The following is a 20,823-nucleotide window of genomic DNA, read 5'->3' as shown; positions in this document are numbered from 1 at the left end:
GGATAGATGTACGGTCTGGTAAGGGATTTTCGGAGCCTCTCGTCACGGGAGGCGCTCGGGCGACGCAGCCCGCCGAAGAAATATCATGCATGAAGGGTGCATTTTCCCGATGGCAGAGATCGTTCTGGTCGAAGATGACAGCGAGCTGCGTCGCAGTCTGAGCGATTGTCTCGAAGTGATGGGCCATTCCGCGACGGGCGTCGGCAGTGCCGTCGAACTCTACCAACTGTTGGCGACAAGGTCGTTCGACGCTGCTGTCGTCGACATCAACCTGCCGCACTATGACGGCTTCAGCGTCGTCGAGTATCTCGCCAGAGCGACCGACGTGGCGATCATCGTTGCGTCCGCGCGCAACGCGCTGGAGGACCGGGTGCGGGGCTACCGGTCCGGCGTCGACATCTACATGACCAAGCCCATCGATCCGGAGGAGCTTTCTGCCGCCATCGAGAGCCTGGGTGCGAAGCGGGCGGCCCGTACAGGACAGGTCGATCCGGTCTGGATCTACAATTCCGACGACATGTCGCTGACCGCGCCGAACGGCAAATGGGTCGGACTGACACGACGCGAGACGCTTTTCATGGCGCATATGGCGAATGCCCCTGAAGGGGCAGCGTCTCGCGATGATGTTCTCGGGGCGCTTGGAGGCGGCGCTCAGGACAACGGGCGAGCCAAGCTCGATACATTGGTCTCCCGGCTGCGCAGCAAGGTCCGGCAGCGAACCGGCCTGTCTCTTCCCATCGATACGGTGCAGGGCAGTGGGTTCGCTGCCTCCGGGCGCTTCGTCGCGTCCGACAAGCGCCGCACGGGAAGTCTCTGATCACGTCAGAAGCGGGAAGGCGGAGGCGCACCGCGCGGTCGGCAGGCGTGCGGCGGTCTGTGGGCTGCGCCGAGCGGCCAGCCGGTCCGCCGCTGCGTGCCGCCCAACGCGACAAGGCCGCTTTGCCAGCCCCGTTCCCCGTCGCGGTCCCGGGTCCGCCTGATCGTCTTGGGCGGGAGACTCATTCGTGCGTGGCCAGAGCCGTCAACACTCGTGACGATCTGTCTTTCTCGCGCAAGAAAAGAAAGAAATCTTACAAAAAGTACAGAAACTGTATTTCCTACAGAAGGATCAGCATCCAGAGCGCGAGAATCATGTAATTTTCCCCCGAGAAATATCAAAGTTCTCTCATTAAGCTCCATAAAGCGCCTTTTATTCATGACCATTGCCGATCTATAGGCTAGCCTTGCGCAAGCATGGGTTGCTTCATGGTGGTCAGTCACAGGCGACGGTTCCGCCTGGTCGCGGTTTACTAGATTCGGGTTGGGGTAAAATGAGCGCATCACACGGTAGCAAGCAGGACGCGTCCGTCTCCGAAAACGCCAACGATGGCTCCAGCCCGACAAGAAACCGGATTCGCAAGCACCGCCTGAAGCGCGTCGCCTCGTCGCTTCTGTTCCAGTCCACGGCGCTCGCCGGCACCTTCGCCGGCATGCCCATCCCTATGTATTCACGCGCCTATGCCCAGTCGGTGTCGTGTGGACCCCAAAGTCTGCAGACCGAGACCGCCTCGGGGTTTTCGAAGGGCAGCGATTTTAACGATAGAAATCCGGGTTCTTCACAGCAGACGATTGAATGCACGATTTCGGCCGGCACCCTGACGTCGCCGCAATACGGCTATGCCGGGCCGTACATGGTGCTGAAGGAGCCCGGCAACAAAGGCACCGACCTGTATCGTGGCCGTACCTACTACCCGCACTCCAACTGGGGTTGGGACTCGCCAAGCATTTCGATCACGAACAATGCAGACATAAGCGTCAACGGCTCCGCTGGTACTCAGCTTCTGAAGGGCCAGGCGCAGGGGGCAGGGTTGGATCCGAGCAATCTGCGCATTGCTCCGACGCAGTACAATGCACTGGGCGCCGTCTCGCTCGGCGCCCTCAACTGGAGCGGCACCGACGACAACGAGCTGACCGGCGCCGGCGGCGGCGGCAACGTGGTGATCGTCAATAGCGGGGACGTGTCGAGCCGCGCGGGAGGCGCGATCTTCGCGCTCTCGATGGGAGGCACCAACAAGCACGCGCCCAAAGCGGGCTATGCGCGTTCATCCAGCGGTTCGGCTGGATACGTTGGCGTTACGTCGTTCGGTTCCGTCACCGGAAGCGATTTCGGCATTGCCGCGTTCTCGATCGGCGGCCCGGCCACCTATTCCAGCAAAGACGACAATATCAACGGCGGAAACGGCGGAGTCGTTGCGGTAAACGTCTATGATTCGGTGACATCGACCAGTCGGGGTCCAGCGATCGCCGCGATATCCTATGGCGGCAACACCCCCTACAATCTCAACAGCTTCGGAGACCAAGTCGCCGGCGGTACCGGGGGCTCTTCAGGCAACGTGACGGTACGGGTCGGCTCCGTCTACAGCCAGACGCTCCACACCAATTCCAATCCCATGGCCGGCACTATCAGCACCAACTCGGCCGGTGAGATCAGACTCGGCACAAAGTATCAGTCGATCCAACTGATGCGCACTACCGGTGCGGCGATCCTCGCGCTGTCGCGCGGCGGCGACGGTCTCCCGCGAATCGGCCTGGGCGGCGGGGCTGGCGACGTCGCAGTCCATATCTATGGAACGAAGACGACCAGCGTCGAGACAAGTGGAGGCTATTCCGCCGGGATATTGGCGATCAGCCAGGGCGGTGCCTCGCTGGGGGGGGCAGCGGGTGCGGCAGGTGGCGACGTCACGATCACCGTCAGTGGCGGCGGCACGGTCAGCGCCAGGAATTCCTATTCGCCGGCTATCGTCGGCCAGTCTCTAGGCGGTGGCGGAACAAGCTACAGCAAAGGGTCCCAGGGTAAAGGTGCGTCCGCGGGCAATGTGACGATCAACAACGACTTTGCCATCACCACCCAAGGGTACCATTCCGCCGGTATCGTCGCCCAGTCGATCGCCGCAGCGGCCGATGCGGGGTCGGCATATAACAAAGGGACCAACCCGGTCAGCCTGGGCGACACCAGCACCTATGGGTCGACCAGCGGCGCCGTCAGTGTGACCAACAGCGGCGTGATCAAGGTATACGGGGCCGATTCCCATGGCATCCTGGCCCAGTCGATCGGTGGCGGCGGCGGCACGATGCGCTCGACCGGCGGGCTCGAAACGACGACCTACGGTTCCGTTGCCGTTCTGCAGACGAGCTCTCCGCCAACCGGGACCTACCAGAGCCTTGGCGGTCAAAGTGGCGGTTCGCATGGCTATGCCGTCACCGTTACCAACACCGGCGACATCACCACCTTTGGTGGTTACAGCTCCATCAACGGTGCGCCGGTGTCGAACAATTTCGACTTGCCGACACTGGGCGGCGGTATCGCAATCCTGGCGCAGTCGCTCGGCGGCGGCGGCGGGACCAACACCGGACCGGGCGCCGTCGGCTCGATCGGCCCCAGCCCGAACAGCAACAGCGACGGCGACGCAGGCAGCAATGGCGGCACGGTCAAAGTTTACAACAACGCCAGCCTGACCACCTATGGCTCCGAAGCCCACGGTATCGTCGCGCAATCGATTGGCGGCGGCGGCGGCGTTGGCCGCAACAGGAAGGGCCTGTTCCACACGGTGGGCGGGAACGGCGGTTCCGGCGGTGGCGGCGGCTATGTCTTCGTTGATCAGCAGGATGGCGCGATCTCCGTGAGCGGCGACTACGCCATGGGCGTGGTCGCCCAGTCGATCGGCGGCGGCGGCGGCGCCGGCGGTCAGGCGACCGACTGGGGTCTGTTCTTCTCAAGCGCCACCGGCGGCAAATCCGGCGGCGGCGGTGACGGCGGCAAGGCCAAGGTGGCTCTATCTGCGGACACCTCGACCGGGGGCGATCACGGCACGGGCGTCCTGATTCAGTCGATCGGCGGCGGCGGAGGCATCGGCGGCAATGCCAAGTCGAAGGGCTTCGGGCTCGGCATCGGTGTCTCCATTGCCCATGGCGCCTCCGGCGGCGGCGGCGGCGACGGCGGTGAGGTCGAAGCGTCGCTCCACGGCAGCGTGACGACGGCTGGCCTCGATTCCCAGGGGCTGGTCCTGCAGTCGATCGGCGGCGGCGGCGGCAGCGGTGGTCAGGCAACCACGAAGGCGATTGCCGAAGGCGTGCCGATTGACGAGGACGTCACGGAGACCGTTTCTCTCACCGTTTCGATCGCCCACGGCGGCTCCGGGGGGACCGGCGGTGACGGTGGCAACGTCTACGCAGCGCTCTACTACGGGAGCTCGATCTCGACAGCGCAGGACGGCTCCGGCGCGATCGTGGTGCAGTCCATCGGCGGCGGTGGCGGCAACGGAGGCGATGCCACCGCCAGCTCCGCCGCAAAGACGATGACCGGGGTCCTCAATGACCTCAAGAAGGCCCATGGCGAAGGCGGCGACGACGCGGAAGATGCCAAGGACGCCGACGAAGCAAAGGACGCCGACGAAGCTAAAGATGCCGAAGATGCCGGCGACGACGACGCGGATCCGATCAACTTTTCACTGAACATCAATGTCGGGCTCGGTGGCAGCGGCGGGGGAGGTGGCGACGGCGGCGACATATCCATCTTCAACGGCGGCAAGATCGTTACCCAGGGCCGCTACTCGGACGGCATCCTGGCGCAGTCGATCGGCGGCGGCGGCGGCAATGCCGGCACGGGCTCCGGCTCGACCAAGGACGCGAGCGGGATTCAGTCCGCTCAGGCCAATGTGAGCCTTGGCAACACCGGAGGCGGGGGCGGCGACGGCGGCACGATCAACATCGGACAAAAGTATTCGAACGCGTCGATCACGACATACGGGCACGTCTCGCGCGGCATGTTCGCTCAATCGATCGGCGGCGGCGGCGGCAACTCGGCCGGCGGCGGCGGGGCAGGCGATGCCGACTGGACGATCGGCCTCAACCTCGGCACCGGCGCAAAAGGGACCGCGGGCGGAAACGGCGGCAACATTTACGCCTGGAACCAGGGGACCATCACGACCCACGGCGACTGGGCCGACGGGATGCTGGTCCAGTCGATCGGTGGCGGTGGTGGCGCGGCCGGGTCCGGCAAGTCGTCTCTCTCGATCAAATACGAGGAAAAAGAAAACTCCGATGACGACGCCGGCGATGCAACCGGGGAAAACGAGGGCGAGCAGGCAGCTGGTGCGGCTGCGAACCACGCCGGCCTCAAAAAGGAGCACGAAGTCAACCTCGGCCTGACCCTCGGGGCGGCCGGCGGTTCGGGCGGCGATGGCGGCAATATCGTTGTCGGCATGTGGGCATCTGGTCAAAAAGGTGTCTATTTCGGAACGGGGACGATCGTGACCACCGGCACGGCGTCCTCGGGCATCGTCGCCCAGTCGGTCGGTGGCGGTGGCGGTGCAGCGGCGGTCTCCTCCGGCAGCGACGCTTCCGACGACAAGACGAGCAAGAAATCCAACGACAAGACGTCCAGCGCGACCCTGACCCTCGGCGGTTCCGGCGGGAGCGGCGGCCAGGGAGGCTCGGTCACCGTGTTCGCAACTTCGGTCGCCACCAGCGGCTTTTCCTCCCACGGCATCGTGGCCCAGTCGATCGGCGGTGGCGGCGGCGTCGGCGTGTCCTCCGGTCTGGCCGTCGACAAGGTCAACCTGGGCCTGGGCGGGGGCGGAAATGGCGGCGGCGGTCAGGGTGGCACGGTGAAAGTGACCACGTTCCAGGAAAGCCAAATCTCGACCCAGGGCGAGGCCGCGCACGGTATCATCGCTCAGTCGATCGGCGGTGGCGGCGGCCTCGGCATGGTCGCGCTCGGCACCGCAAGCAAGGTGAATGACGACACGCTTTCCGACATCATCTCCGTCAAGCTCGGCACGACATCGACACAGGGGGGGAATGCCAACGCACTCAATGGCTACCAGGTCAGCATCACCCACCAGGGGGCGGTGACCACGGCCGGAGAACGCGCGGTCGGCATCGTGGCGCAGTCGATCGGCGGCGGCGGAGGGTTCGTCACCGCGTCGGAAGCCGCGTTCTCGTCGGTTTCGTTCCAATCGGGCCAGACGCCGGGCATGGGCAACAGTGTGACGGTCGATCTCGATCAGGGATCGTCGATCGTCACCACGGGTGACGGTGGCATCGGCATCCTGGCCCAGTCGATCGGCGGCGGCGGTGGTGTCGCCGCCGACCTCAATGCCAAGATCAACGTTTATTATGTGAACAGTTCATCGGCGCGCAGCTCATACGGATCGGGCACGGAGAGAGGCTCGCAGGCCGTAGAGGTCAATATCTATTCGGGTGCGTCGATCACCACCAGCGGCTCCTACGCGCATGGCATCTTCGCCCAGTCCGTGGGAGGGGCGGGCGGCATCTTCGAGAAGAACGGCAAGACCTATGCCGGCTCGCTGCACCAGAACGGCAAGAACACTGATTCGACGATCACTGTGACCGTCGAAGGGTCAGTCGTCACGAAGGCCGACAACGCCTGGGCAATCTGGGCACAGAACCAGGATGCAATGGTCAATGTTACCGTCTACTCGGGCGGCACTGTGTCGGGCTCGACGACAACGTCGCTGACCGGCGGTGCCATATATGCTGCCTTTGACGCCGGGTACGGAGCCAGCTTCAGCAACTACGGAACGATCATAGGCAATGTGATCACGTCCGCCGGAGGTGTATCCTCGGTGTACTCGACCGGTACGGCTCAGTCCGGAGGATCCGTTTCGATCTATACGAGCGCTCCAGTCAACTCCCTGTTCGCCAACCAGGGCACAGGCACCTTCGTGACCGGCGGCATTGCCGGTGTCGGTACCCTTCTGAACGCCGGCACCATGAACATCGGCGGCACGAACACCTTCATGACCACCGACGTGACCGGTGATCTGGTCGGCGTCGGTACCTCCGATCGCGGCAGCGTCTACGACGTCGTCGAGAAGCGGCTCGCCAAGGCCTTCTCCCAGTTCTCCTACTATGACGGGATCGAGAAAAAAGTCTGGCGCGATGCCAGCGGAAGCCGGGGCGGCCTGATCGACGATCTCGATCTCGACATGGAATATGGCGGGGGCGACAAGCTGAACGTCCGTGGCAACCTGTCCGGCACCTGGGGCGTGGCCCTCTCGCCCGAGGCGCTGCTGCCGAACACCCGCACGGAGTTCCTCAACGTGCAGGGCAGCAACAGTGCGGACCTCTCCATCCTGCCGAGCATGGTCTTCACCTTCACCGACCCGACGACGTCCGCGAACGGATGGACGGGGTTCCAGGTCGCGAGCGCCAACTTCGCCAACACCGGCGTATCGGGGCTGTCGCCGAACTCGGCAGAGGTCAGCCGCGGTCTTCAGGATGCCTGGGACCGCCTCCAGGCCGGCACGGCCCAGCACATCAGCTACGGGCCCGACGGACTTTCGCTTGCCAAAGCCTTCGGCGCCCTGCACGAGGCCACACCGCAGACCTTCGACGACATGCTGTTCGCCCTGTCCTCGGAGACCTCGCTCGCCACCCTGGCCGATGCGCCGCAGGGGGCACTTGCGGCAGCGAGCTCGGTCCTGTCCTGCCCGGCTTTCACGACCGACGGCCTGCTCCTGCAGGAAGGCGAGTGCACCTGGGGCCGGTTCCTGGGCATGCGGTCGGAGCATAGCGCCCACGATGGATTCAAAGGCTACAAGGAGCAGACCACCGGCTTCGCCGCCGGCGGCCAGAAGGCGCTGGGGGACGGCTGGTTCCTCGGAGGAAGCCTCTCCTACGAGGACAGCTGGTACAAGAACGACTCCGGCACCCAGAAGCTGGAAAACCAGTCGATGACCGGTGCCGCGGCGCTGAAGAAGGAGGTCGGCCAGTGGCTCTTCGCCGTCGCCGGCGGCGCCTCCTACAACTGGGGGGAATCAACGCGCTACATGACGCTCGGCAGTCTGTCGGGCGTCGGCACGGCGGAGCCGAACTCCTCGGTGTTCTTCGGCCGCGCGCGTGCCAGCTACGAGATGATCTTCAACGACCATTTCTACATGCGCCCGATGGTCGACCTCGACGTGGTCACCGCGCATCAGCCGGGCTACCGGGAACGCGGCCTGGATGGCCTCAGCCTGATCATCGACGACAGCACGAATACGGTGTTTTCCGTCACGCCGGGGGTTGAGATCGGCACCCGCGTGAACGTCAGTCCGGATCTGCCGGCCAGGCTCTTCGCCGGCGCGGCCGTCTCCTTCCTGTCCGAGGATTCCTTCGAGGTGAGCTCGCGGTTCGCCGGCATCTCGGAGATGGACGGCTTCCTCACCAAGACGGCGGTCAACGACACGGTCGGTCACGTGACAGCGGGTGTCGATCTGCAGGAGGTTCACGGGCTGCAGCTGAAGGTGCAGTACGAGGGCAGCTTTGCCGACAACTTCCAGTCCCACGGCGGCTCGCTGCGCTTCGGCTACCGGTTCTAGTCGGTCCTCCGGTTCGAAAAGCCGGCATCCTGGGGGGCGTCGGCTGTTCGACGTGTCCTGCGGACCTGCAATTCGCCGCGGAGCTGTGTCCGGTTTCGCCCCATTCTTCCCTGCCTCGTCGGTCCAGCCGCACCAGCGCGCGGCCGAGGAGGGCCAGCTTCAGAATCCGAGTTCGTGATGAGTGATTTGGACAAGACCCAGGACGAGCCAGACGCCGCACCAGCGGCAGATCGGGCCGACGCGACAGCCCCGCCGCCGGCCGACGCGCCCGGCGCGCAGCCGGCCCAGCCGCCGGAGGCCTTGCAGACCCAGGTCACCTGTTCGCGCGGCTTCCCGCAGTGGCTGGCGATGCACGGCTGTTCGCTGGCCTTCACGTCCTACCAGACGGGCCAGCTGTTCCTGGTCGGCGTGCAGCCGGACGGCGCGCTCTCCCTGCACCAGCGCAACTTCGTCCGCGCCATGGGGCTGATCGGCGACAGCCAACGGCTGCTGCTGGCAGGCCTCGCCCAGATCTGGCGCTTCGAGAACGTGCTGGGGCCGAACGAGCGGGCCAACGAACACTTCGACCGGCTCTACGTGCCCCGCCGCGGCCAGACCGTGTCCGACCTCGACGTCCACGAGCTCGGCATCGACACCGCCGGCCGGCTGCTGTTCGTCAACACCAAGTATTCGTGCCTGGCCACCGACAGCGTCGTGCACTCCTTCAAGCCGGTCTGGCGGCCGCCCTACATCTCCAAGCTCGCGCCGGAGGACCGCTGCCACCTCAACGGGCTCGCCATGGAGAACGGCGTGCCCCGCTACGTGACCTCGGTGTCGACCACCGACATCGTCGACGGCTGGCGCAACCATCGCCGCGACGGCGGCGTCGTGGTGGACGTGGAGACCGACGAGATCGTCGCCGAGGGGCTGTCGATGCCCCATTCGCCGCGCCTCCACGAGGGCGCGCTGTGGATGCTCGATTCCGGCAACGGCTATCTCACCCGCATCGATCTGGAGAACGGCGCCCGCGAGCGCGTCGCCTTCTGCCCGGGCTTCCAGCGCGGGCTGTCCTTCCACGCCGGCCACGCCGTGGTCGGCCTGTCGCTCGCCCGCCACGAGGGCGTGTTCTCCGGCCTGCCGCTGCAGGAGGAGCTGGAGAAGCGCGGCGGCGAGGCCTGGTGCGGCATCCAGATCGTCAACACGCGCAACGGCGACATCGTCGAGTGGCTGCGGCTGGAGGGCGGCATCCGCGAGCTGTTCGACGTGCGGGTGCTGCCGGGCGTGCGCTGCCCGATGGCGCTGCCCACCTTCGGGCCGGATCTCGCCAGCTTCATCACCATCGAGGCCCCCGACCGCCCGCTGTCGGAGCGCGGCTGGAATCCCACAACGACCTGAATTGGTTGGCCGGGCCCGCCCTGTGTCCCGGGACGCCGCACATCGGAGGGCCTGCGAGCGGACCAAACCGGCGTCCGCCGCCTTCGCCGGTCGCGTTGCCGTATGGCGCTCGGTAGTCGTCTCGGTTGGCCTGCTGCGTGCCAGGGTGGGGGCACATAACCAGTGGCAGACGGCTGTGGCGATGCAGACCGCGGCAGGGCAGTTGGCGGCCCATAGGGCAAAGCGATTGTAGACGGTCTTGCGAGGTCCATCGGCTGATGGCGCATCAAACCAGCGCGACGTCAACACATGCACGATGCCGCTGCTCACCCGGCGATCATCGACCCGCGTCTTGCCGCGCGTATCGGTCGGAAGCAACGGCTGACGCCGATCAAACTGGTCTTCAGTGAGCCAGAAGCAATCGCGATCCATCGGTGATCTCCCTTCGGAGACCGTGAATCACAAACCCGCTCCAACAGAATCGCCCTTATGGGTCCTGACCCCAGGGAGGGGCGCCCTTTACGGACTTCTAGGCTGGAGAGCCGCCAGTCCGATTCCGGCCACCAGCGGTCACTGTTGCTGCAGTGAAAGGACGTCTCTGTTGAGACCTCATCTCATTTGACGATTCGGTCAAAACCCCAGACGCAGCGCGCTTTCTATCTGCGGCTGATATGGCCTTTGCAGGGTGTTTCGGGGGTAGGGCGGGGGATGGGGTGTAGCGAGCCCAATGGCGTTAGAAACCCGCCGCTTTAGCAACTATGGCACCCAAGTCGCGCACGCGCCGCGTTTGTCAGGCAGGCGCCGAGGCCGCCATATCGCCGGCGGGTATTTTGGTGGGTAAGCCGGTCGGACGGCAATTTTGCTTATTAAACTCCGCTGGGTTGGCGGAATTTATGGCGGAGAGGGAGTCCGCCATTCAACTGTCCGTCCCCGTCCATCCTCGTCCCGCTATGTCCGATAAATGGACGAATTTTCAGCGAGATAAGAGTGTTCTCTGCCCGCCCCTGTTCGGGTATGTTCGTCGCAATCCGGTGTATCCAGTAGGGCAGAAAGTAGGGCAGGATGGCTCGGTCACTCAATCGCCTTAGCGCTCGAAAGGCGGCCTCTCTGACCGCTCCAGGACGCTATGCGGACGGCGGAAATCTGTACCTGCAGATCTCGTCCAACGGTGGGAGGCGGTGGACCTTCAAGTACACATTCAGAGGTAGGGGGCACGAGCTGGGGCTCGGCTCCTTTAAGTCGGTCTCGCTGTCGCGGGCTAGAGAGAAGGCGAAGGAGTACAGGGAACTGCTCGCCGAAGGGCGAGATCCGAAGGACTTCCGAGCGCGCGCGGCACTGGTCCCCACCTTCGGTCAATTCGCTGACGAGTTTGTCAGTCAAATGTCGGCCCAGTTTCGCAACGCCAAGCATGTCGCCCAATGGCGCATGACGCTGACCGAATACACAGCTCCCATGCGTGACCTCCCTGTCGACAGCATCGGGACCGACCACATACTGGCAACACTGCAGCCGATTTGGACCACAAAGGCTGAAACCGCTAGCCGGCTACGGGGAAGAATCGAGCGCGTGCTGGATTCTGCAAAAGCCAAGGGGTTGAGGGACGGCGAGAATCCGGCCCGATGGCGAGGTCATCTCGAGACCTTGCTGCCGAAACGGCAGAAGCTAACCCGAGGCCATCACCAGGCCATGCCTTATAAGCAATTGCCTGCCTTCGTGGACAAGCTCCGGCGGACTGAAAGCTCCTCGGGCCGCGCATTGGAGTTCCTGATCCTGACAGCCTCGAGAACGAGCGAAGTCATTGAAGCTCGATGGACTGAAGTCGATTTTGAGCAGGCCATATGGTCTGTGCCTCCACACCGAATGAAAGCTGGCCAACTCCACCGCGTTCCGCTTTCGCTCCGTGCTATCGAGCTTCTCGGTGAAATGAAATCGCTGAAGTCGGGTGAGTTTATATTCCCCGGCCAGAGACCAAACCGGCCATTGTCGAATATGGCCCTCTCCAAAGTTCTGGATCGGCTACAGGCCAAGTGCACTGTGCACGGCTTTCGATCATCGTTTCGGGACTGGGCGGCCGAAGAGGCGGAGGCGCCGCGAGAGGTCGCCGAACTCTGCCTTGCTCACAATATTGCAAGCGCAGTGGAGCGAGCATATCAGCGAGGTGATCTACTCTATTCTCGCCGAAAATTGCTTGATAGTTGGCAATTATATTTGTTTCATGGCCGCTGAATTCGGGCCGAGGTTGATCTGCGTGAGCTAATCAGGAGTATTATTTTTTCTTTCCGGCCTTTGCGCGGCTTTTTTGTTCTCAAGTAATTCAATCTCGCCGAAGGTTATTTGAGATCCATTTCCCACCAGCCAGGCGGCAAGTCGGTCGGTGACCATTTGAACTTTCTCTGTATTCCTCAGAGAGCACTCCCAAATGGTCGCTACACGCCAACCGCTTTCGAGCAGCGAAGCATGGATGGCAGAATCACGCGCAACGTTTGCTTCGAATTTCGCCCGCCAGAATTCTGGCCGAGTCGAGGGGTTGGTGGTGTAGCGACACCCTTCATGGCGATGCCAAAAGCAGCCGTGTACAAAGACTGTGGCTTGGTACCTTGGAAGGACCAAGTCGGGTCGCCCCAGAATCTCTCTTGAATGAAGCCGATATCGGAAACCGCGCGCGTGCAACGCCCGCCTCAGCGCTAGCTCGGGCTTCGTGTCCTTTCCCCTGATCCCCGACATCATTCGGGAGCGGGTCTGCTGATCCACGATATCAGTCACATGCGTCCTGGTTTTCGTCCCTGGACCTAGTATAAACCGGTTGAATGAAGTTCGTCAGGAGCCTGATTTGCCTTCGATTTTTGGCATCGTCGATCTGTTCGCCGGCCCCGGCGGACTTGGCGAGGGGTTTGCATCCCTTGTCGAGGACGGCCACGCGCCGTTCCGGATCGGCATCTCGGTTGAGAAGGAGGCATCGGCGCACCGAACCCTGATGCGGCGCGCATTTCTTCGCGAGTACCGGTCGCGTCATGGCAGCTTGCCGAAGCAGTTCATCGAATTCCATGCGGGGGAAACTGCTGAATCGGACTGGGCGGAAGTCGACGCGTCTGCCTGGCGGTTAGCCGTAGAGGAGGCCCGCGGTCTCGAACTTGGCACCGAGGTCGCAGCAACGGCGATCGATGCCGCCATCGAGAAACTGAAGTCGGGGTACGACGACACGATCCTGATCGGCGGCCCGCCGTGTCAGGCCTACTCCCTGGTGGGTCGAGCCCGCTCGAGGGGCAAGGTCGGGTATGTGCCTGAGGAAGATGAACGGCACTACCTGTTCCGCGAGTACATCAGGGTGCTCGACAGGCTCAGGCCGGCAGCCTTCGTTATGGAGAACGTCAAGGGCATGTTGTCCTCGACGGTCGAGAGCCGGCTCGTGTTCGAGATGCTGATGGAGGACCTCACCTCCCTCTGCAATGGCCATGGTCATCAATACGAACTCCGTGCCATTCGGATCGAAGAGGGGAAGATGAGCCTGCGGGAGGCGATGCGACCTTCGGACTTCGTCGTGCGTGCCGAAGAGTTCGGCGTTCCGCAGCGGCGTCACCGGGTAATCATCGTCGGAATCAGGTCCGATCTGGCTGCCAAGGCTGCGGGCGCCAGCTTGGCCGTCTCCGAGCGGACGCGGACAGTTAGTGACGTGATTGGAGCGATGCCGTCCTTGCGCAGTGGCCTCAGTCGAGGGGCAGACAGCGCGGCAGACTGGCGGCAGGAGATTGTCGATGCAGCAAGCCGGTTGGCGCGCATTCACCACGAGAAGGATAGCGAACCGCTCCGCAGGGCATTCTCTTCCTTTGCAAGGCGCATGGCGAAGGAAGCCCCGCGCAGTCGGAAGGACACACAACTTGCCGAGGGCTACGGGGGGGCGAACGATGAACTGCTGAACTGGCTCGAGCGTCCGGACCTTCGCGCAATTGCCCAGCACGAGACGCGAGAACATATGGCGTCGGATCTTGGTCGTTACCTTTTCGCAGCTGTGTTCGGGGCCGTCCGGGGTTACAGCCCGAAGGCCGCCGACTTTCCACTCGCACTGAGCCCGGATCATCGCAACTGGCACAGCGGGGTGTTCAATGACCGGTTCCGGGTCCAGCTGGCCGATCAGCCCTCAACCACGGTCACGAGCCACATCTCAAAGGACGGTCATTACTTCATCCATCCCGATCCTCTGCAGTGCCGCAGCCTGACGGTACGTGAAGCTGCGCGTCTTCAGACATTCCCCGACGACTACCTGTTCATGGGCAATCGGACCCAGCAGTACGTCCAGGTCGGTAACGCCGTGCCGCCGTTCCTCGCGCGACAGATTGCAAGGCTGATCCTCAGCGCGCTGGCTTGAGGGCAGAATGCTCAAGCATCCGACAATCCCTCCGACAACCACTTCGCCTCCGTTGGCGATGACACGACGCACAGATATGCCCGCGCCCTCGAGAAAGCGACATAGGCAAGTTCGCGTCGCTCCATTTCGTCGCCGCTGACAATCAGGACTATTGCGGCGCGTTCCAGGCCCTTGAAGCGACGCACGGTGTCCACGACCACGTCTTCGAGCGTCATGGTTTCGGCGTCGGTGAGCGGAATGCTGGTCCCGCGGCTTCTCTCAAGGAAGCTCGCCCGGGCGGCAGGACCGTTGACGAGCACAGCTATGTCACCGGGGGCTACTTCTTCGTTGAAGACGAGCCTTCGAAGTTCCCGGAATGCCGCTTCAATCTTAGCGTCCGGATTCTCTGCGGTGACCCAAGACACTTCAAGGCCATCAGGCCCGTCCGCGATGGTGTCCTGTCCCGAATAGTGGACCGATGCGGCATTGTGGATGTTCTTGGTGTTGCGAAGGTTTCGGGAAAGGCGAATCGGAACCACGCTCAGATCGCGAACGCCATCTCCAGCGCTCTCGTAGACCCGTTGATTGCTGTCCATAAATACGCGGACGCGCCCACCGGGCAGAAGGCAGGCATCCAGTGCGATCCACCAGTCGTCACGGAAATCCTGACCTTCGTCGACAATGACGGTATCCCATCGGAGTGCAGGCTGAAACTCCATTGCACGATAGAGCGCGTTCGGCAGCGCACTTTCGTAGAGTTCCCTTTCACTGATTCCGGCTGGCGTCGAGACACCTGCCTTCCGCGAGATCTGTCCGCACAGGACGTGAAATCCGGCGACCGTGAGGTTGTCGGTATTTCTCAGCTTTCGTTCCAGGTTGCTTGCCAGTGGACGGCTGTGACAGGTCAGGAGTGTCTTCCGTCCGGCAGCTGCGGACCTGAGCGCTTCCTCGATCGCTAGGACAGTCTTGCCCGTACCTGCACCACCCCGGACAAGCGCCCGCGGGATATCGGCAATGATGTCGAGGATCTGGTACTGGGATGGCTCAAGGACGCGAAACTCCGTATCGGCTTCCGCCAGCGCGGCGCCAATCCGGAAGCTGAGCGTAAACGGATGCGCCAGAAGTCGTTCCAGGGCAGCAATCCCGTCACGACCCAGCGGTTCGCAGTTGTCAGGGCGCTGACCAGCCTTCAGCCGCTTGGCAACCCATTCGCCCAGCCCCTCGCGAAATTGCCTTGAACAGCAGAAAATCCGGGCCGGACGATCCGCACCGAGATTGCCGGGAACCGACCCGGCGCTCGGGAAAATCACACCGTGAGCGGCATGAATGAAGCGGCTAGGCCACCTCGGTGAATCGCTGAGCCGTTTCAGGATTTCATGTTTTGCGCTGCGCGCTTGCGCCACTGGATCCTTGATCTTGTGGACGAACCCGCCGTGATCCGTGCTGCGCCACTGGCCGTCGCTCGGGTCGAATGAGATTTCCCTGCCGCCCTTGACCTCGATTGCGAGAATGCCGTGTTCAGGGTGTGCGATCAGGAAATCGCATTCGCCGTCCTTCTCGTTTCCCAGCCTGTCGGTGCCCAGCCAGGGGCTCGAGTAGAAGACATGGAAGCTGTCGTCGAGCACTTCGGCAAGGCGATCGTACACGCGAACCTCTGCCTTTCGCCTTGGATCATCCAGAATCGAACGAGGAAGCTTTCTTGGCCAGAGTACTGCCATCAACTTCTCCGAAGCATGTCTTCGAAGTAGCCGAGACCAGAGCCCGTCCCGTCGCCGGTCAGAAGTCCACGGTCAAGGAAGCTGTTGAACGCTTCACACGATGTCTCTGGAGCGAGGCAGCAGGCGTGGCAGACCGAATGGGAGTAACTTTTCTCCGCTCCCATCATGTCGGTGATGCAGAGCGGGTCCGAGGAGCACCACTCGATCGCATCGATTGCACGTTGCAGGATGCCCGCAATTCGCCCCGCCTTCCCCTGCCGCTCGAGTCCTCCGAGCGTTCCATCCGAGTCGGGGGTCGCGGTATAAATGAGGAGTCCGGCCATCTTCTCTTCGCCAGTCCCGGCATAGATCCTTTCCTGTAGTGACGCTGAGGAGTAGCCACATTCCAGCGTAAGCTGACGCATGAGAGCGTGCGCGAGAGTGTGGCAGAGCATGTAGCGTGGGGTGATCGCTTGGGGTGGCTTTGCGTCTTCTCCGTACCGTTCCTTCCGATCCGCCTGGTGCCGCGCCTCGCACTCGGAAACGCGCGCCACGACCTCTGGCCGGGTTTCCCAGCTCGACAGGCGTTCCTCGCTCAGGGCGAGAAAGATGCCTTCGCCGCGGACCTCGACGGCTGGCAGCCATTCGAGCGGCTCCTTGGAGAGACGCGCCACCTCTGGCGAGTCGGGATCGCCGGGTGGGTTTATGCGGGTGAAGCCCTTGATGGCTCGGATCTCCCTGAGGCGGACAGCCCTCACCACCCGGGAAATCCATGAAGCAATCTCCGAGGCGACGGCCTCCCGGCGTGTCTCGAAGTCGATGTCGGGCGTTCGACTTCGGCCGGGTTCCGTGACGAACTGTCGATACTCTGCAGGTCTCAGATCATCGGTCCGCAGCTGTCCGTAGGACGTGAGACGGGCGCGGATTGCCTCCGCCAGTTCGGCGGGCGACATTTCGAGGTCCTTGAGAACGCTCTCAAGATCGCCCTTCGCAAGGAAGCCGATGTATTCTTCGAGCTTCGACAGGTCGTCGAGGTTCGTCAGGGAACTCCACCAGTCGCCCAACACTTCCTGAAGGCGGTCCGACCACGGCGGAATGCTCAGCGCGGACTCCGTTACTGCGAAATAGAGGTTCGAGGCACCTCGCTGAACGGCGTACTGCTCCTTGCCGCAGCTCTCATCGCCATCGGCCAGCCATGGTCGATGGCCGCGACATTTGGGGCCGCGTTCCCACGTCTTCTTGGAGAACACGCCATCCATCGATCGGCGTGCGCCGCACTTCGGACAGCTGAGGATCAGACCGGCGAGGCCCGGCCTCTCGGACCGCAGGATAAGCCCCGGATGGCGATCCGTGTTTTCCCGCTTCGCGACCGAGCATTCCGGCTTGTGTCCGACCCACCAGTCCCACGGAAACTCGTCAACATGTCCATGCTTGCATGCCATGACGAAGCGGACAGGAATGACGAAGACCTTGCTGTCGCCATGCGCTTTTTCGGTGCATGTCGGGCAGTAGCGGTAGGCCTTTCCCGGGTCGTTCTTCCATCGGCGCTCCGGCTTGATGACATCGCAGCTGGGGCATTGCAGCCATTTCGGAAAGCGCACGGCGACAAGACGCCGAGCATCCGGATCGTCGTCCTTTCCCCGCTCCAAGGTCACAGGAGGCGTTCTGAATCCCTTGACGCCGAGCTTCTTCTGGAGGCGCGTCTCGCGGATGACCTGCGGGTGTGCCAGTCCCGCCGGGGGGAAGGAGCGATCCCATTCCTCGAGCCCGGCGGCGATGCCAGAGACGGCACCTCCACCTGCTCTGAAATCCACGACGGAACCGGGACCAAATGTGGAAACGACGGCGCTACGCCGCAGCTCCTGCAATTCATTCTTCATGCGTATCGTCCTTTGCCCTCAGTACTGGGGCCATCCTGAACGGCGTTCCGGCCTCGACGGTCCGCATGGAGTTGAGGGTGGGCCAGGCGGCGCCGGCATCGCGGCCGGCAGCCCGACGGGCGGCAGCGCGCTCGGCACTCTGAAGAAGGGATTTCCCCCCCTTGTAGTCGCTCCAGTAGACCGTCGGCGATCTCGCTCGCCATATATCGAGACGGCGTTCGAGCTCATCTCGCACGGCCGTCTCCTCTGGATCGATCCGTTTCGCCCGCTCGACAATGAGGTCGATGAGATCCATCGCCTCGTCTTCCGCCTCGTCTTCCATCCGAGGGGAGCCGAGCATGTCAGGAACCAGATGGCGTACCACCGCCACAAGCGCGGCATGCAGCGCCCTGTCGCGAGCACGTGATGCGAAGGGGGTGACGCTGGTCGCTTCCACATCCCTGTACAAGGTACGGTGCCAGCTGCAGAACGTCTCGAAATGCGAACGGTCCCTTGCCTTGGCGTTGTTGAGGACTGTCACGACAAGGCCGCTCACGTCACCGCGCCCCACGCGGCTTGTCGACTGAATATACTCGGCGATAGTCTTTGGCTGCCCGTTGACCAGCATCAGACCCAGCCGGGAGATGTCTACGCCAACACTCACCATGTTCGTCGCCAGCACTGCATCGACCGCGCCGGGAGCACCAACCTTGATATCAAGAAGGTCGAGCATCTCGCGGATCTCCTCCTGCGTCCGGCGAGAGGTGAGTTCTTCCACATTGCTGAGAGGACGCTTCTCTTCCGACCGAGCGTTCGCGTAGAGCGCAATACTATCGGTGACGTCATCCTGCATCAGGACAAGGGCGCCGCCGAGTTCCCGAAGGGAGTTGAAGTAGCCGACAAGTGTCCAATAGGCGTCCCGACGGACATCATCGCCGAATGCTCCGAAGGCGGTCTGCAGCAAGGAGCCGGCCACCGCCTGAAGGGTGAACTTTGCGGATCGGCCCGCTGTTGTGACCCCGAGGTATCGCCGTCCTTTGGCGCTGGGGCGGCGGTCGCGCACGGCGAACCCTGAGTTGTCATGGTCGATGGCCGGCGGCGGAAACTGGAACGCCTCGCGATCGAAGAGGGCCAGGACCTGTTCCGGCGCCCTGCGGATCGTAGCCGTCGAGCCGATGACCTTGGCGCGATGTCCGCGCGCAGCGAACATCAGATCGAATGCTGCCTCATAGACGCCCGCAATTGTCCCGAGCGGACCCGAAATGAGATGCAGCTCATCCTGGATGATGAGGTCCGGAGGTGACCCTACCGAGATGGCGAACAGGCTGTTGGTTCGCTTTTCACGGACCACCTGCGCGAACTTGTCTGTCGTTCCAATGATCAGCGTCGGGCGATTGTCGTAGACATCCTCGTCTACGGTATGAACCGGGAGCAGCCCGTACATCGCGCATTCGGGGTTCTCGCACGATACCTCCACGGGCGATGTCGGGCTTGCTATCGACCAGTTCAGCTTCGACTCGCAGGCAGGACAACGTGCGAGTTGCTTTGGCGAAGCCACCTCCTGCGAACGCTGAACGATGGAAGCGTACGCGGCGGTTCGCTTGTTGGGGGTAGCATCACCACCAACCCACAGGCCGATCGAGAAAGGCTCCTCGCCCTGAAGTGGCAGTCCCTCGGGAGCCGCTACCCGACCGGAGCGGATGGCCTCAAGGGCCACGATCATCGCGGCGGAACGCGCAAACTGCTGGGTTGTAAGAAGACGAAGCGTGTAGCGCATAAGGGCGCAAACGCCGCTGTGGTCGTCTGCACGGTCGGAGAGGCGACGGTAGACTGCGATGCACGCGATCAGCGCCAGATACGCCTCGGTCTTGCCGCCACCCGTCGGGAACCAGAGCAGGTCCATGACTCCTCGGTGCTCATGATCCCGGATCATCGACGACGGAGCGCTCAGAAGCAGAAAGCCCAGCTGGAACGGGCGCCAGCGAAGGGGGCCATGACGGCTCTTCGACTTGTCCCACGAGTGCTGCAGGTGCATGGCGAAGTTTGCCAGCTGGAAGGCTCTCCGCAGCCGCGGATTGGCGCCGAGTTCATCAACCGAGGCTCGCATGCGGCTCAGCGCCTTGTCGCACTGAATGAGATGCGCCTCGGCAACATGCTTCAGTTTGGGGGCGATATCCCCGGCATCTTCCAGCCGTTTCCGCTGCGTCTCGATCCACCGTGCATAGGCGCTGCAGAAGGTGATAAGTCCGTTCTGAAGGGCTGTTGGATCGGCGGAGGCCAGCGCCTCGGCCAGAAGGGGGTCGAAGGTCCCGCGCTCCTTTCCCAGTTCGGCGAAATACGAATGACCATTGGGATCCACACCCTCGACAATGGCCGAGGGCAGCCATGTCGTCGCAACCCATCGAGCGTGGGGGTGTGAGCCTGCCGAAGCCTCTGCCTCTTCCCACTCGGCCGAACAGACGTGGCCGACGGCAAATTCCGCCACGTTCCTGTAGAGAAGCGCTCCGCTTTCCTCGTCGGTGACCATGCCCGTTTCGCCGTCAGTCGTCGGTTTTGCCGGAGCTGCACGCCTTGGAGGTTTCGGGACCAGCAGAGTACCCTCGCAGGGCTCGATGCGGAGCGAGGTCTGAAAGAGAGATGCCGCCTCGATCTCGTTTCGATCCTGCTCCGGAACCACCGAATTGACCAGAGCGAGGGTTACCAAGACGGTATCCGCAGCCTTGATGCATCTGACGCTGAGGGAAACGTCGGGAAGCCCTTCGCCGTGTTCGGCAAGCCGGATCTCGCGCGTCGGACCCGGCGACAACTCGAGGGCCGGAATTTGGACCCCGTGAGGTTGCCGAACCCATACATAGCCATCGTCGCGTTTCTCGGCCCGATAGGTCCCGAAGCTGCAGACGACGCGTACCTGCGCGATACCATCCGCCTTTGCGCTGAAGGATGCGCCAGCGACGGAAGGCTTTTGAACCGATCCGGTTCGGACCGCATCACTCTCGCCATTACTCTCTTCCGCGGCGCCCGCTCCTGCGGTGCCGAGGCGTTCGTCATCCTCCCCCGACATGGCAGTGCGCTGAGGCCACAGGATGCCGGTCAGGTAGACATCGGAAGGCCGGGCTGCGAGCTCCTCGTCTTCGGCCCGGGGGCCGACAAGGTCCTCGGCAAGCCTGAGGGCAACGATGTCTCTGTCCTCTGATCTGTCCTGCATGAGA

At 63.1% G+C, this 20,823-nt stretch carries 9 protein-coding genes and 2 pseudogenes; 5 read left to right on the top strand and 6 right to left on the bottom strand.

Annotation, left to right across the window (positions count from 1 at the left end):
* Positions 1-109: 109 nt before the first annotated feature.
* From AB7M35_RS08625 to AB7M35_RS08615, 3 genes are all read left to right on the top strand, one after another.
* The gene (locus tag AB7M35_RS08625; RefSeq protein WP_453958889.1) at positions 110-817 is read left to right on the top strand and encodes a response regulator transcription factor; all 708 of its coding nucleotides are present in this window, start codon (positions 110-112) and stop codon (positions 815-817) included.
* Between the two features lie 493 nt (positions 818-1,310).
* Positions 1,311-8,363, top strand: coding sequence for an autotransporter outer membrane beta-barrel domain-containing protein (locus AB7M35_RS08620; protein ID WP_453958887.1), 7,053 nt, complete (start codon positions 1,311-1,313; stop codon positions 8,361-8,363).
* A 177-nt stretch (positions 8,364-8,540) separates the two neighbouring features.
* A complete protein-coding gene (locus AB7M35_RS08615; protein WP_453958885.1) occupies positions 8,541-9,737 on the top strand; it encodes a TIGR03032 family protein in 1,197 nt (398 codons plus the stop codon).
* A gap of 204 nt (positions 9,738-9,941) precedes the next feature.
* On the opposite strand, the pseudogene AB7M35_RS08610 reads toward AB7M35_RS08615, so the two are convergent.
* Positions 9,942-10,148, bottom strand: a pseudogene (locus AB7M35_RS08610) (transposase); the annotation flags it as partial.
* A gap of 630 nt (positions 10,149-10,778) precedes the next feature.
* Here AB7M35_RS08610 and AB7M35_RS08605 point away from each other — a divergent pair.
* Positions 10,779-11,942, top strand: coding sequence for a tyrosine-type recombinase/integrase (locus tag AB7M35_RS08605; RefSeq protein WP_453958883.1), 1,164 nt, complete (start codon positions 10,779-10,781; stop codon positions 11,940-11,942).
* Between the two features lie 27 nt (positions 11,943-11,969).
* Here AB7M35_RS08605 and AB7M35_RS08600 read toward each other — a convergent pair whose 3' ends face one another.
* Both AB7M35_RS08600 and AB7M35_RS08595 read right to left on the bottom strand, forming a co-directional pair.
* Complete coding sequence (locus tag AB7M35_RS08600; protein ID WP_453960732.1) at positions 11,970-12,098, bottom strand: hypothetical protein; 129 nt, start codon at positions 12,096-12,098, stop codon at positions 11,970-11,972.
* Positions 12,099-12,185: 87 nt separating this feature from the next.
* Positions 12,186-12,440: pseudogene (locus AB7M35_RS08595) on the bottom strand (very short patch repair endonuclease); the annotation flags it as partial.
* A 106-nt stretch (positions 12,441-12,546) separates the two neighbouring features.
* On the opposite strand from AB7M35_RS08595, the gene AB7M35_RS08590 reads away from it, so the two are divergent.
* Positions 12,547-14,079, top strand: coding sequence for a DNA cytosine methyltransferase (locus AB7M35_RS08590; RefSeq protein WP_453958881.1), 1,533 nt, complete (start codon positions 12,547-12,549; stop codon positions 14,077-14,079).
* A gap of 11 nt (positions 14,080-14,090) precedes the next feature.
* On the opposite strand, the gene AB7M35_RS08585 is transcribed toward AB7M35_RS08590, so the two are convergent.
* The 3 genes from AB7M35_RS08585 to AB7M35_RS08575 are packed head-to-tail and all read right to left on the bottom strand — an operon-like array spanning position 14,091 to position 20,819.
* The gene (locus AB7M35_RS08585) at positions 14,091-15,776 is read right to left on the bottom strand and encodes an NERD domain-containing protein (RefSeq protein WP_453958879.1); all 1,686 of its coding nucleotides are present in this window, start codon (positions 15,774-15,776) and stop codon (positions 14,091-14,093) included.
* On the bottom strand, positions 15,776-17,635 hold the full coding sequence (drmB, locus tag AB7M35_RS08580) for a DrmB family protein (RefSeq protein WP_453958877.1): 1,860 nt from the start codon (positions 17,633-17,635) through the stop codon (positions 15,776-15,778). The genes AB7M35_RS08585 and drmB overlap by 1 nt, the downstream gene beginning before the upstream one ends.
* The gene (locus tag AB7M35_RS08575; protein WP_453958875.1) at positions 17,625-20,819 is read right to left on the bottom strand and encodes a helicase-related protein; all 3,195 of its coding nucleotides are present in this window, start codon (positions 20,817-20,819) and stop codon (positions 17,625-17,627) included. The genes drmB and AB7M35_RS08575 overlap by 11 nt, the downstream gene beginning before the upstream one ends.
* Between the last annotated feature and the right edge of the window lie 4 nt (positions 20,820-20,823).

The organism is Amorphus suaedae (assembly GCF_053629675.1).
The sequence above is the reverse complement of the archived record's forward strand: the minus strand, read 5'-3'. Positions and strand labels throughout refer to the sequence as shown.